11 protein-coding genes are annotated in these 14,233 nt (G+C 62.7%); 3 read left to right on the top strand and 8 right to left on the bottom strand.

Annotation, left to right across the window (positions count from 1 at the left end):
• Window positions 1–10: 10 nt before the first annotated feature.
• From ACX80M_RS10475 to ACX80M_RS10445, 7 genes are all read right to left on the bottom strand, one after another.
• Complete coding sequence (locus tag ACX80M_RS10475; RefSeq protein ID WP_459309594.1) at window positions 11–1,177, bottom strand: serine hydrolase domain-containing protein; 1,167 nt, start codon at window positions 1,175–1,177, stop codon at window positions 11–13.
• 16 nt (window positions 1,178–1,193) lie between these two features.
• Window positions 1,194–2,180: an alpha/beta hydrolase gene (locus tag ACX80M_RS10470; RefSeq protein ID WP_459309592.1), complete on the bottom strand. Its 987-nt coding sequence runs from the start codon at window positions 2,178–2,180 to the stop codon at window positions 1,194–1,196.
• Window positions 2,181–2,211: 31 nt separating this feature from the next.
• A complete protein-coding gene (locus ACX80M_RS10465) occupies window positions 2,212–4,692 on the bottom strand; it encodes a beta-glucosidase family protein (RefSeq protein WP_459309590.1) in 2,481 nt (826 codons plus the stop codon).
• 56 nt (window positions 4,693–4,748) lie between these two features.
• Entirely contained in the window at window positions 4,749–5,609 is an 861-nt protein-coding gene (locus ACX80M_RS10460) for an ATP-binding cassette domain-containing protein (RefSeq protein WP_459309588.1), read from the bottom strand.
• Window positions 5,606–7,477, bottom strand: a complete 1,872-nt coding sequence (locus ACX80M_RS10455; RefSeq protein WP_459309586.1) for a dipeptide/oligopeptide/nickel ABC transporter permease/ATP-binding protein — start codon at window positions 7,475–7,477, stop codon at window positions 5,606–5,608. Before ACX80M_RS10455 ends, ACX80M_RS10460 begins: the two co-directional genes overlap by 4 nt.
• Entirely contained in the window at window positions 7,474–8,415 is a 942-nt protein-coding gene (locus ACX80M_RS10450; protein WP_459309585.1) for an ABC transporter permease, read from the bottom strand. The genes ACX80M_RS10455 and ACX80M_RS10450 overlap by 4 nt, the downstream gene beginning before the upstream one ends.
• Before the next feature lie 69 nt (window positions 8,416–8,484).
• A complete protein-coding gene (locus ACX80M_RS10445; protein ID WP_459309583.1) occupies window positions 8,485–9,984 on the bottom strand; it encodes an ABC transporter substrate-binding protein in 1,500 nt (499 codons plus the stop codon).
• Window positions 9,985–10,186: 202 nt separating this feature from the next.
• On the opposite strand from ACX80M_RS10445, the gene ACX80M_RS10440 reads away from it, so the two are divergent.
• A complete protein-coding gene (locus ACX80M_RS10440) occupies window positions 10,187–10,825 on the top strand; it encodes a TetR/AcrR family transcriptional regulator (RefSeq protein ID WP_459309582.1) in 639 nt (212 codons plus the stop codon).
• Between the two features lie 18 nt (window positions 10,826–10,843).
• On the opposite strand, the gene ACX80M_RS10435 is transcribed toward ACX80M_RS10440, so the two are convergent.
• The gene (locus ACX80M_RS10435; protein ID WP_459309581.1) at window positions 10,844–11,656 is read right to left on the bottom strand and encodes an alpha/beta fold hydrolase; all 813 of its coding nucleotides are present in this window, start codon (window positions 11,654–11,656) and stop codon (window positions 10,844–10,846) included.
• A 945-nt stretch (window positions 11,657–12,601) separates the two neighbouring features.
• Here ACX80M_RS10435 and ACX80M_RS10430 point away from each other — a divergent pair.
• A complete protein-coding gene (locus ACX80M_RS10430; RefSeq protein ID WP_459309579.1) occupies window positions 12,602–12,862 on the top strand; it encodes a hypothetical protein in 261 nt (86 codons plus the stop codon).
• A 346-nt stretch (window positions 12,863–13,208) separates the two neighbouring features.
• On the top strand, window positions 13,209–14,231 hold the full coding sequence (locus ACX80M_RS10425) for a DUF4192 domain-containing protein (RefSeq protein WP_459309578.1): 1,023 nt from the start codon (window positions 13,209–13,211) through the stop codon (window positions 14,229–14,231).
• Window positions 14,232–14,233: the final 2 nt, after the last annotated feature.

Here is a 14,233-nt window from a genome sequence, read left to right as displayed (position 1 = left end):
ACCCGTGCCATTAGCTTTGGCGTATGGCAGTTCGCACGGTCTGCGAAAGATGCAGCGCCCTCGTATCCGCCCCGCCAGGAAGTTGCATTTGAAGCGGGATGTAACCAAAGCTCAGATCGTAAAGCGGGTCAGCGTACCCCAGCGCTCCGCCTGCTCCATCGTGGCCAAAGGCCCGGAAGCTGCCAAAATCACTGCCGGGATGAGGCTTCATGAAAACAACCCCAAACGCCGTCGGGAAATTCAGGACACGATCGACTCCCCACACCTGCTGCTGTCCCATCTCTGCGACAGTATCGGGGTCAAGGAGAGCCTCCCCCAGCAGTCCAATAGCCGCGGCATAAACCTGCGCGAGCCCCCTCGCCGATCCGATGCCGCCAAGGGCGGCGGGTCCGGCGGCCCGTACTTCCCGCAGATTGGGTGAGTAGGGTCCGAGGTTCGGTGGTATGAGATTGTTGACCCCATTGAACATCAGGGCGCCCAGACCGTCCGGCGCCGTCGGACTTTGGCTGATCATTGCCAGCTGTTCGGCGGAGGGATGCGCGGGACGTAGCGCTTCGAACCGGTCCTCCTGTGACGGCGGCAGTGCGAGCCAGAAGTCGATGCCGCGGGGTGCCCGGATGCTGTCCTCATAGAGTTCTTGCAGGGACTGGCCAGTAATGCGCCTCACCAGTTCCTCCATGAAGGTTCCTATCGTGAGTCCGTGGTAGCCGAACGCTGTCCCCGGGCGCCAATATGGCCGCTGCCCCGCAAGCTTCGGTGCAGCGCGACGCGAGTCCAGTATGTCCGCAGTCTCTAGTCCCCCGTCTACATTGATAAGCCCCGCCTGGTGCGATAGAAGCTCCCGGATAAGGATCGTGGCCTTCCCGCGGGCACCAAACTCCGGCCAATAGTGGACCACAGTCTGATCCAGGTCGAGTTCCCCGGATCTGATCAAAGTGCCCAATGCAATCGCTGCCACGCCTTTTGTTGCGGAGAAGGTTCCCATGAGGTTGTCGTTCCTTAGCCCGTCCCCTCCGGCAAGATCCACTACCAGCTGCCCTTTCCAAAAGACGGCCAACTGCGCGCTGTAATTAGGGTCGTCGGCCAGGTAGCCGTCAAATTCCGCGCGTACGTCCTCGAACCCGGGAGCGGTGGTGCCTGTGGAATGGTTATGCGTGGGAACCGTGACGGCTGACATCGTTGAAGCCCTTTCTCTAGTTCTGCACTGTGCCAACGATTGGACCCTGTTCGCGGCACCGGTCGCTGCGGAGCCAGAGGAGCATCCTCTCAACAGAGCTTCTGGCCGGCAGTGAATGAGGGTGGTCCAAGTGTCCGTGCATACTGCCGGGTTCCATCTCCATCCGGACTGGCACTCCGGCAGCCTCCAGTTGGGCCGCAAAAAGTTCTCCGGAAGCGCGAAGCGTATCGGCCTCGGAATTGATGATGTATACAGGAGGAAAACCGTGGAGGTCTCCCCCTCCGGCAAATGCGTGGGGGTCTCGGAAACTGTCTTCGCTGCCGGCGAAGTTGAGATTGATGTCGTGGATGAAGTCCGGCCCAAATGCGAGCTCAGCAGGAATGCCGTCCATCTTCTTTCCAAGTTCCTCGCTGAGTGCCGGAATTTCGGCATGGACGAGAGGATAGGCGAGCAGCAATGATGCCGGCATCTGCCCGGCATCATCCCTGAGCCGTCCGGTGAGTGCGGCAGTCAGCGCAGCCCCGGCGCTGGCGCCGCCGAGGTGAAGGTCATCAGCAGTTGCCAATCCTAACTCGCTGAGATTTTCAGTGGCCCACAGCCACCCGGCCCGCACATCATTCGACGGTGCGGGGTACTTCAAACCGTGAAGGGCCTTGCGATAGTCAAGTGACAGAACCGAAATGCCGTGGGACGCCAGGTACAAGCTCACCCAGTGAGCCTCGGGCATGTCCAGGTCTCCGGCGATGAAGGCGCCGCCGTGCACCCAGGCTAAGCCCGCAAGGGCCTCGCCGGGAGCTCGGTACAGACGTCCCGGAACTCCTCCTTCCGGAGTCGGGACAGTAATATCGACTGCCGATATTGCGCCAAGCTCGGGGTATATGGACACAAGCGACTGGTGGTCCGTGTCAGTTCGAGGATCAGGGAGGGGGCCATTCAGCTCCAACTCGCGAATCAGCTGACTGGCGATCGACGTACTTGAATTTTGCGTGCCTGTCTCGGGCATCTGTCTCGTCTTTTCCTTCCTTGAGCAGGAGCTAGTTTTGGACCAGTTCCAGCGTGGCCTGCAGCGGAAGTTCGCTGACTGAGGTGCCGATGCGGAGTGTGTAGTCGCCGGGTTCGTAGGTCCAGCCGTTGTCCCAGTAGGCCAGAAGCCGGGTGGGGACGTCCAGCACGCTGGTCACTGTTTCGCCGGGTTCGGCCCAGATGGGGGTGGAGGCGATGAGCCAGCGGACGGGGCGGTCGACGGCGGAGCCGGGATTTTCGGCGTAGACTTGGACCACGTTTTTGCCGGCGCGTGCCCCAGTGTTGGTCAGGGCAACGCTGAGGGGCACGACGGCGCCGGGGGTCGTTTCTGCGGGTGCGTCCACGCTGTCGGTGGTCCAGGTGGTGTATCCGAGGCCGTAGCCGAACTCGTAGGCCGGGGTGGTGCCGGCTTTGAGCCAGGCGCGGTAGCCGATGTGGATGCCTTCATCGTAGGTCAGCGTCCCGTCCGCGGCCGGGGTGACATTGAGGACTGGCACGTCCTCCTGGGTGGCAGGCCAGGTGGTGGGCAGCCGGCCGCCGGGTTCGGTGGCGCCGGTGAGGATGTCGGTGAGGGCGTGGCCGAATTCCTGGCCGCCGAAGTAGCCGATCAGGAGTGCTGCGACCTCGTCGCGCCAGGGCAGCAGGACCGGTGAGCCGGAGTTCACGATCACGATGGTGCGGGGGTTGGCGGCGGCGACGGCGTGCACCAGGCGGTCCTGCAGGCCGGGCAGGTCCAGGGAGGTCCGGTCGTAGCCTTCGGATTCGACGCGGGAGTTGGTGCCCACCACGACGACGGCGATCTCGGCTGTGCGGGCCGCCTCCACCGCCTTGGTGATGAGTGCGTCGGGGTCGGCGTCGTAAGCTTCGACACCGATGGTGATTCCGAGCGTATTGGATAATGCGCCGACGCTGTCCGTCGTGAGCTCCACACGGAGTTGCATCGGGACACCCTCACACACCTTCACCGGCACCGAAACCGCGGGCGGGGCTAGCAACGCGGCCCCCAAATCCGTTCCTACCGCTTCGACCGTCGCTTCGTGCGCGAGGATTCCATTGACGAAGATGCGGCCATGGCCCACGGTGGAGAAGCCCAGCCGGACCGTACCCGTTTCGTCCGGTGTGTAGATGGTGTGGAACTGGACCATGGAGGACGCGGAGATGGGTGCGTCACCGCCGAACCAGACCAGGGCGGTGGAGCGGCGGTCCTCGGCGAAGACCTCCTCGCCGTTCGCGTCCAGGAAGCGGACCCGTACGCCCGGGGTTCCGGTGACGGGGTTGGTGAGCTGTTCCAGCGGCAGCTCGGCGATGCCTTCCTGCACCACGGCGCCAACACTGTACGTGACGTTGTCTGAGCCGAAGGCTGCCCGGATTCCGTCGAGCGGGGTGACGATCTTCTCGGGGATGACGGTGGCGGAGCCGCCGCCCTGGGTGCGGGCGTAACGGGCGTTGTGGCCGATCACCGCAACCGTCTTGACGGAGGCTGGGTCCAGCGGCAGCACGCCGTCGTTCTTCACCATCACGGTGCCGGCTGCGGAGACCTCGCGGGCGAACGCGATGGGGTCCTCCCGGTCCGCCGGTTCGGCTTGGACGGCGTCGAAGCCCTCCAGCGCGCCGACGCGGGCCGCGAGCTGCAGGATCCGCAGCACCTTGCGGTCGATGGCTGCTTCGGGGACCTGGCCCGCTTTGACGGCTACCACCAGGGCTTCGCCCCAGGGGCCGTCGGGGCCGGGCATTGCCAGGTCCTGTGAGGCGTTGGCGGAATTGATACTGCGCACAGCGGTCCAGTCACTGATGACGACGCCGTCGAAGCCCCATTCGCTGTTCAGCGGGGTTTCCAGCAGCTCGTTTTCGGTGGCGGTGGCGCCGTTGATGGAGTTGTAGGCGCTCATTACCAGCCAGGCTTTGGATTCAACAATGGCCTTTTCGAACGCGAGCAGGTACAGCTCCCGCAGCGGCCGGTCCCCCACCTTGACGTCCACGGTGAAGCGGTCGGTTTCGGAATCGTTGGCAATGTAGTGCTTCGGGGTGGCGCCCACGCCGTTGCGCTGCACGCCGGAGACGTAGGCCGCGGCGAGGTCGGCCGTGAGGACGGGGTCTTCGCTGAATGCCTCAAAGTGCCGGCCGCCCAGGGGTGAGCGGTGCAGGTTGATAGTGGGACCGAGTACGACGTCGACGCCCTTGCGGCGGGCCTCGACGGCGGACGCGGCGCCGAGCCGGTCCGCGATGGCGGGGTCCCAGGTGGAACTGATGGCTGCGGCGGAGGGGAAGTTCATGGAGGGCTGGCGTTCGTCCCAGACCTCGCCACGGACCCCGGTGGGGCCATCGGAGAAGAGCATGCGGCGCAGGCCGATCTTCTCGATGGGCCAGGTGGTCCAGAAGTCGCGGCCGGTCAGCAGCTGGACCTTCTCCACAAGCGTCAGCTTAGCCAGGAGCGACTTCAGTCGTGCGTCGGTGCTTTGGTCAGTGTTGGGTGCGGTGGAGAGAAGTTCCATGGTGGCTTTCTTGGCTGTTCCTGCGGGGGATGTACTGATGCTTGTGCTGTTAAAGGTCAGGCGACGCCGGCCTGGACGTCCTGCTGGTGCTGGAGGTCCAGGAGCCGGAGCCTGTCTGCGCGGTGCTGGGCCTGCCGGTCGGGATCGGGAATCGGGGCGGCCATAAACAGCCGCTGTGTGTAGGGGTGTTCGGGTGCTCCGGTGACCTGCTCGCCCTCGCCCCATTCCACGATCTCACCGTGGTACATCACGGCCACGCGGTGGCTTAGGTGACGGACGACGGCGAGGTCGTGGGAGACAAAGAGGTAGGCGACGCCGGTGCGCTCCTGAATTTCGATGAACAGTTCCATCACGCGGGCCTGGGTGGAGAGGTCCAGGGCGGAGACGGGTTCGTCGCAGACGATCAGCTTGGGGTCCAGTGCCAGGGCCCGGGCAATAGCGACGCGCTGGCGCTGACCGCCGGAGAATTCACGCGGCAGCCGATGCGCGGCGCCGTGCGGCAGCCGGACCTGGTCCAGGAGCTCCGCGATGCGCTTGTTGGCCGTCTGGCGTTCGACTTTGCGTACGGTGAGCGGTTCGGTGAGGATCTGCTCGATGGTCATGGACGGGTTCAGCGAGGTGTAAGGGTCCTGGAAGACCACCTGGATCTCGTGGCTGAGTTCTTTGCGCTGGGCGCGGGTGGCCTTCGAAATCTCCTGGCCGCCGTACCTAATGCTGCCCCCGGTGACCGGTGCCAGGCCCAGCACAGCGCGGCCCAGGGTGGTCTTGCCGGAGCCGGATTCCCCCACCAGGCCCACAGTCTCGCCGGGCCGGATGTCCAGCGAAACACCTTTGAGGGCCTTGAACGGTTCTTTCCGGAAGCCCTTGAGGGGGTATTCGACGACGACGTCCTTGACGTCGAGCAGGGTGTCGGTCATGGCGTCACTCCTTTCAGTTCCTTGGGCTCCCCGGACGGGATCACACCACCGGCGTTCTGTCCGGCGGTGGTGTACTGCCCGCGTGGGGCCGTGTCTTCGAGTATTGCGTCGAGCAGCTGGCGGGTGTAGGGGTGTTGGGCGTTGTTGAAGATGGCGCGGACGGGGCCGGTTTCCACCACACGGCCGCTCTGCATCACGGAGACGCGGTCGCAGAGGTCCGCCACCACGCCGAAGTTGTGGGTCACCAGGATCACGCCCATGTTCAGTTCGTCCTGGAGTTCGCGGAGCAGGTTCAGGACTTCGGCCTGCACTGTGACATCCAAAGCGGTGGTGGGTTCGTCCGCGATCAGCAGGTCCGGTTCGCAGGAGACGGCGCCGGCGATCAGGACGCGCTGGGCCATGCCTCCGGAGATCTGGTGCGGGTAGGCGCCAAAGGTGCGTTCCGGGTTGGGAATGCCGACCTTGGCCAGCAGCGCCAGGGCGCGGGCGCGGGCTTCGGCCTTGGAGATTCCCAGGCAGACCCGCATGGGTTCCATCAGCTGGCTGCCGATGGTGAACGCGCCGTCCAGATTGGACATCGGTTCCTGCGGGATATAGGCGATACGCTGCCCGCGGACCTTGGTCATTTCCTTCTCGGTCAGGTGCGCCAGGTCCTTGCCTTCGAAGAAGATGGAGCCGCCGGTGATGCGTCCGCCCTGCGGCAGGAGCCGGAGGATGGAGAAGGCGGTCTGCGTCTTCCCGGAACCGGATTCGCCCACCAGGCCGTGGACTTCGCCGCGGCGGACGGTCAGGCCCACATGGTTCACCACGTGGGTGGTGGAACCGTCCGGCTGGTCGTAGCCGACGCCAAGATCGGTAACTTCCAGCAGCAGCTCCCCGGCGTTGCTGTTGTCTGCACCGGCGGGATCTTCGGGATGGACGAAGGCGGCTGCACCGCGCTTCTCAGCGGCGCCCTCGGCCTCGGCGATGGCGGCAGTAGCTGCAGCTTTGCGGCTCTTCTTGACCGGGCCGCTGCTGCGTTCCAGTTCATCGCGCATCGCGTTGGCGAGCATCGTCAGGGCGATGCAGACCAGGCCGATGATCAGGGCGGGCCACAGGACAAGGGTGGGGGCTTTGAAGATGTTGATGAAGCCGTCGTTGAGCATGCTGCCCCAGGTGGGGATGTTCCGGTCCCCCAGGCCCAGGAACTCAAGGCCCGCCTGGATCGCGATGGCGATGCCCAGGACCATTGCGGACTGGATGATGACAGGGGCCCGGACCACGGCCAGGATGTGGCGGCCGATGATCCGGAAGTCGCTGAGCCCGGCGACCCGTGCGGCGTCCACATAGAGTTCGTTGCGGACAGCGGTGACAGAGGCGTAGACCAGCCGGAAGAAGGCCGGTGAGAGCAGCACGCCGAAGATCATCATGGACAGCCACATGGACGGGCCCAGCACGGCGCGGGCCGCGAGCAGTACCACCATGCCGGGAAGTGCCATCATCAGGCCGGTGAGCCAGGAGGAGACGGAGTCGAACCAGCCGCCGTAGTATCCGGCGATCAGGCCGGCGGTGACGCCGAGGACCAGCGCCACGGCGAGGGCCAGCAGGGCGCCGGCGAGGCTGAACTGGCCGGCGAACAGCAGCCGGCTGAGGACGTCGCGGCCCGCACTATCGGCACCCAGGAGGTGTTCGGAGCCGGCCTTGGCCAGCACGTCCTTCAGGTTTGCCGTGTTGGGGTCGTGGGTTGCCAGCAGCGGCGCCAGGACCGAGGCCAGTGCCACCAGGAACAGGACAAGCAGCGAGACTGCGCCCGTGGGGTGGGTCAGAAGCTTCCGGAAAAGGGAAACCTTGGCTGCCGTGACGGGCAGTGCGAGGGGAGTTTCGATCATGACAGCCGAACTTTCGGATTGAGCCAGCCCTGGGCGAGGTCGATGATGAGGTTGACGGCCACCACGATGGCGGCCGTCGCGACGACGACTCCCATGACGACCGGGATGTCGCCCTGGCCTGTGGCAGCCACGGTGATCTGCCCGAGGCCGGGCAGTGCGAAGATCTGTTCCACGATGACGGCGCCGCCCAGCAGCCCTATGAACTGCACGGCGAGCACAGCCAGTGCAGGACCGCCGGCATTGCGCAGCACATGCTTGTAGACAACACGGTTGAAGGACAGACCGCGGGCCCGCAGCGTCCGGACGTAGTCCTGGCGGAGTGCATCGATCAACGAGCCGCGCACCTGCTGGACCACGGCGGCGATGCAGCCGATGGACAGGGCGATGATCGGCAAGGTGACAGTGGCAGCCCAGCCGCCGAACGACGTCGTAATAGGAACATAACCGGTGGCCTTGAACCACTTGAGGTTCAGCGCGAACAGGGACACCAGGCCCAGGGCAATCAGGAAGCCTGGGATGGCAAAACCAAGCACCCCGACAAATTGGACCATACGGTCAACCCAGCCGCGGCGGACCGCAGCCCACACGCCGATGACCACGGAAATCACAGCCGCAATGATGACCGCGCCAAGGACCAGGGAGAGGGTGACCCAGAGCCGGCTGCTGACGCCTGCACTGACAAGCTGGCCGTTGAACCAGGACCGGCCAAGGTCACCGGTCAGGGCTCCGGTCAGCCAGTCCCAGTACTGAACCGGGAGCGGGCGGTCCAGGCCAAGCTGGCTGGCCTTCAAGGCAACCTGGGCGTCGCTGGCGGTGGGGCCCACGAGGCGGCGGGCGATGTCGCCGCCGCCCGCGTACAGCATCAGGTAGGCGACCGTGGTGATGACGAACAGCAGGAGGACACCGGAAAACAGGCGCCGCAGCACGAATCGGTACATACGAAAATCCTTAAGGAAGGTTCCTGAGGCTGCCGGACCTGGCTAGGAGCCCGGCCCGGCAGCTGTCCGCTAGGAGGCGGGGGTAAAGGACCAGATGTAGGGGTAGACGTTGCCCGTCTGCAGCTCCACGTTGGTCTTGGCGTCAGTCACAAAACTGTTCTCCGGGCGGTACCACGGGGCGAACCAGGCCTGCTCCACGATGTACTTGTTCAGTTCCTTAGCCGCAGACTTCTGTTCGTCCTCGGAACCCAGGTTGACCTTCTTCACCAGTTCGTCGACCTTGGGATCCGCGTATTTGTAGGGATTCCAAGCCGAGTTCGGAGCAATTTTCATGTTGATCAGCTGCCAGTCGGACTGCTGCTCCAGAATCATGTAACTTGCGGCATATTTTGCTGACAACAGGTCGGCAATGAAGTTGTTTCCTGCGTCGATGGTCTCGACGGTAACTCCGACATCCTTAAGTTGCTGCGTAATCAGCGCAAAAATCGAGCTGTTGACGAGCGGCGTCGACGGCATCTGCAGGTTAAACCCGTTCGCGTAGCCAGCCTCCGCCAGGAGCGCCTTGGCTTTGGCGGGGTCGTAGGCGTAGCGGGAGTCCAGGGACTCGTCGTACGCGTCCGACGACGGCGGGAACACCTGGGTAGTGGGGGTGCCGCGTCCCTGGTTCACGGCATCCAACAGCGACTTCGTGTCGAAGGCATAGTTCAAAGCCTGCCGGACGCGGACGTCCTTAAGGGCGGGGTTGGTTGTACCCGCACGGTCAAAGAGCATCAGTCCAACCCAGTTGCCCTCGAATGCATTGTTCTTGTAGCCGGCCGCTTCGGCCTCCTGAACCATTGAAATATCAATGAGGGAGCCATTGAGCGTCCCGGACTTGACTGCGCTCAGCAGTGACGTCTGTTCCGGGTAGACGTTCAGGACCATATTGTCGTAGTGGACCAGGTCTTTGGCCCAGTAGTCAGGATTGGTCTTGTAGGTGTAGGACGCGCCTGTCACCGTGGCTGCCGTGTCCAGGACATAAGGGCCCGAGCCGACGGGGTTGGTGGCGATATCCGCGTTGCCGAAGGACGCCGGGCTCTGCATAAACGACGCGTCCTTGGACAGGTAGCCCAGGAACGCCGGGTCCGGAGCGGACAGGGTCAGCTTCAGCGTGGTGGCGTCCACTGCCTCAGCCGTCTGCAGGGCGGCCAGGAACTGCGCGTCTGCTGATGTTCCTGCCTTGAAGCGCTCGAGGTTCTGCTTGGCGGCATCGGCATTGAAGGCGGTGCCGTCGGTGAACTTCACATCATCGCGGAGCTTCAGTGTCAGGACGGTCTTGTCATCGTTGTACGTCCACTCAGTTGCGAGCATCGGAACCAGTGTGCCGTCTGGCTCCATGCGAAGCAGGGTGTCGTACACGGCCTGGTAGAACGGCGACACATTGGCGAAGTCGGAGTCGGCAGCGGCGAAGGATTTGGGCGCCATGAGAGTACCCAGGGTCAGTGTTTGCGAGGTCTGCTCGCTGGAGGAGTCTCCCCCGGCAGAGCAGCCGGTGAGGCTCAGGGCAACGGCGGCAACAACTGCGGCCATTCGCTTAGGTCGGAACATCATTGGTCCCTTTCACGGTCAGTGACGGTCCACCACGGACTGCCATTGGGAAAGACCGTAGCACGAAAACTGACCATGCGGTATGTTTTCAATGTGCGCATGCAAAATATTGCTCAGTGTGACGTGAGGCACAAAGTAGGCAGGGCTTCGCGCGGCATCCAGCCAGAGTTGTTAGAGTTCCAAGATGACTGAAACAGCGACAAGTGCGGTTTCCCAAGGGCCACGGCATGGACGGCCGCGCGGGAGCTATGCCAAGACAAAGGAGCGCCGCCAGGAGATCCTGACAGCGGCGTTCGAGGTTTTCTCCACGTTCGGATACCGCGCGGGATCTATCCAGGACATCGCTGACAAGATCGGTCTAACCAAGACCGGCCTACTCCACCATTTCCCCAGCAAGGAAGCCCTGCTGGAGGCCGTGCTTACCCTTCGCGATGAGGACTCCTGGGCAGCGGCGGGCATTGTGACGGACAACGGCCTAGAGACCCTACATGGAATCGTCCGTTTGGTTCATAACAACACCACAGTCCCCGAACTCGTCGCCCTCCACTGCGTCCTCTCGGCCGAGTCGACAGACCCGACTCACCCCGCCCATGAGTACTTTCAACGGCGCTACAACTGGGTCCGAGAAGTTGGTGCCCAGGCATTTTCCGATCTGGATCGCCAAGGCATGCTACGGCACAGGGTGCCGCCAGCGGCCGCTGCACGGCAGTTGGTTGCACTGATGGACGGGCTGCAGGTCCAGTGGCTTTTGGACAATGACTCTGTGGACATGGCCGGCGAATTAAGAACTTTTCTGGGAGCCATCACGACCGAAGAGTTCTAGTCTTTCAGGGTTCAGTCCTTACCGCAGGGTTCCCTCTAGGAAAGAGAGCAATTCCCGATTAAAGGCCTCTGGCTCGTTCCAATGAGGGCAGTGCCCACTGTTTTCAAATACGGATAGGGAAGAGTCCGGCAGAGTTTCAGCGAACCACTGCATGCCTTCCAACGGAAATGACGGCGAGGAGCGGCCTGTGGCCACCCATGAGGGAACATTGACGGTCGAAATGACGTCCCGCCAGTCTGCAGTGAAGTGGTCCACCATCAGTTGAAGCACGGCCCCTGGGGGGAAATCCGTAAGGCCGCCCACTTCCGCGAAAAGTTGCCCGACGTGAGGCGGCACTGGCGGCTCAAGCGACGGATTGCCCCATTGAAATCTACCGTTGACGGAATCCCAGACGTTTGTCCAATCAACGGACCTCACACCCCAGGCCCACGACTCGTCATTAATAATTTTCGGCGACTGATCAATCGCCGTGAATGCTCGTACACGGCTTGTTCCAAATAAATCAAAATACGAGAGACAAACCGAAACTCCTAAGGAATGACCAATTAGGGCCACTTGGTCAAGTCGCAGGTGCTCAATCAATTCGCCCACATCTTTCCCTAGACGGGAGACGCGTTGCCCGTGTACTGGCGAGTCCGAACGGCCATGGAATCTCAAGTCCAGGGCCAGCGTTCGGTATCCGGCGGCGACGAGTGCCTCGCGCTGGAATGCCCAATGCGCTGCCTGGCAGGTGAAGCCATGGACGAGCAGAATTGCGGGCCCGGATCCGAAGTCATCGTAGACGAGCTGAACGCCGTCTGTGGTTCGAAACGACTTTGCATGACCAGTCAATTGCGGCCTCCTTGGGCAATCGGTCCGTAAATTCAATGCGGTTTATGCCGCTAGCATTCGGAGCCTACATGATGCTTCCGGATCGAACAAAGCGTAGGAGCCGTCATAAGTCTCATAGGAATTTCGTATAAACAAATAGCAAAAAAGTATTGGACATGGAAACGGGCGCTCGGTATTTCAGGTCTAGAGAGTATTTCCTGCATACTTTACATAGCCACGTTCCAGCAACTACACACCCCCGCATTAGTTAGCCATCACCGAGCCTGCGGACCCGCCGGAGAGCGGGCGTCCTGCAAATGCTGGGACCAATCAACCACTTTCGGGACTTGGCATTTACTCCGGACCAGCGATCACAGCCTGGATGAGGCGTTCATCGCCATTGGTGTTTTCGGCCTACTCGCCACCATCGTAGGCTTTTCATGCTTGTTGTTGTTGCACACCGAGGCCTAGTCAAGATTGATGCCCTGCAAATGCGGCTTCCGTCACCGAGCAGGGAAAACTCGCCAGCCGAGCACCGCTGAACAGGCATCCCGCATTAGCCAGCACGTAGCAAGGGTCCCCCGATCGCTTGAGGCGTGTGCTGTCAGAGGCATGAGCAGGTGAACGGGGTGCTGCATCGAGGAACTCGTAGTCGGGTTCCAGGTCCTCGTATGGGGACCTTGCTGCGGGAGGTAACAGGTTGTCCAACATCCTGCCCACCGCTTCGACATCAATCTTCACCACGCCCGCACAATACTTCGACGGTACGACTACGTCCAATCACGCCTTCCTGCAGAACGTGGCACGCCCATCGATGTCATGAAGCGCTGCATCTCGTCCATGAAGGACCCTTCCGATCTCATCCGGCGCACCCTTCTGCTTTGGTGCCGGTCATGTAAGGGGTCATGTATAGCGGCATGAAAGAGGTAACGAGATCATCCAGGATCTCTCGATCAGGAGGGCGACATGCTCGACGATCAAGACACCTCAGAATTCAGCGCCCTTGCTCAAGATACGGCCTCGCCCTCGCACCAGAACATCAGTGAGATGCGGGACGCAGCTTTAGATAGCCAGGTAAGCACGGTCTCCTCTTGGGGCGTCCGCCGTGACGGGATCCGCGCCCAAAGATACTGCGACTACTACTGCGTAATGTCTTTTGCCGACTACCTGGTGTGGATCCAGAAGGACGATGACAGCGAACCACCCATATCCTTCTCCAAGGCCTGACCCGCCCAGGGAAATCACGCAATCCTGGCCCCAGCGTGATCTCGAACATGCCACTCTTCGATCCGTGCACAGCCATCCACAACTCAGGCGGTGCCTTCTGGTCCCCCATCATCGCTGGGCGGTCCCTTCACGCAACCCGCGCGCTACGCGCCGGGCATTCCCCCGGACATTGTTCCTCGGCGCTCCTGCGTCGCTTATTTCCTCACAACAATCTCCTCCCCCTGCCCGGTCCCCCGGGTTGCCCTCCGGTCCCTCATACCCAGCGGTGATTCCTCTACCAGAAGGCACCACCAAAGCAGACGGCCAAAGCAAAAGAGGCCCTGCCAACCACTGAGGAGAGATCATCATGGACACCCTGCACATCACCACCCCGGCCGATCTTGTCAGCCTCATCGGCCACAGCCTCGGCTACTGGCCGCACGAGAGTCTGGTCTGCATCTCACTCCAGGAGAGCCGGATGGGCGCCACCCTTCGGCTGGACCTGCCCACCACGCCCGACCACGCACTCATGTACGCCCGAAGAGTCAGTGGATACCTCCGCAGCGACCACGACGCGACGGCGGCGGTCTTCGCAATCTTCACGAACACCAACCACGCCAACGAGAGCGAGGCCCTCTTCGGCCCCCTCGTCGAATCACTCGCCCAGCAGCTGGCCCTGGCCGGGATGCCGATCCAGGCCGGCTGGATCGTCGGACCCACATCCATCGCCGAGTTCAGGATCCACCCCATCTCCTACGGTCCCGCCATCCCCCTCACTACCGTCCAGTCGAGCGTGCTCAACACCGAACTCATCTTCCGCGGCAGCCAGATCCGGGACAGCCTTGCCCTCGCCCTCCCCAGCCGAACCGTCACGCCTGAGTTCACCGCCGAGGTCGACACTCATCTCAAAGCTGCCGCGACGCAGAGCCACGCCCAGCGGACAGCCGCGGCCCGCGAACTCTGGGCCGCTCTCATCGACGACAGAGAGGAGCCGACGACGGCGCAGCTCGCCGAACTGCTCGCCCATCTACAGATTCCCGAACTCAGGGACAGGCTCATCGCCGACATGCCATGCCTGGACCTACCGATGGAACTCCTCCTGTTCGGCGAATCCGATGCAGCGCCGCACTGGGATCGGATCGACACCGCCGAAGGACTTTTGCGGCAGCTCTACGAAGTCGCGGCACCGGGCCATGCTGCAGCCCCTCTGACCGTTCTCGGGTGCATCGCCTGGTGGAAAGGCAAAGGCTCCATCGCGTCCGACCTAATGGACCTCGCCCGGTCCTTCGACCCGGACTACCGCCTCGCCCGTCTCATGAGCCAGATGCTCGGCTGCGGCCTCGTCGCGGGATGGGCAACCAGCAAGACCCAGGCCTACCGCACGCTCTAACC

The organism is Pseudarthrobacter sp. MDT1-22 (assembly GCF_054511035.1).
Note: the sequence above shows the minus strand (reverse complement) of the source record. Positions and strands in the feature narration are given on the sequence as shown.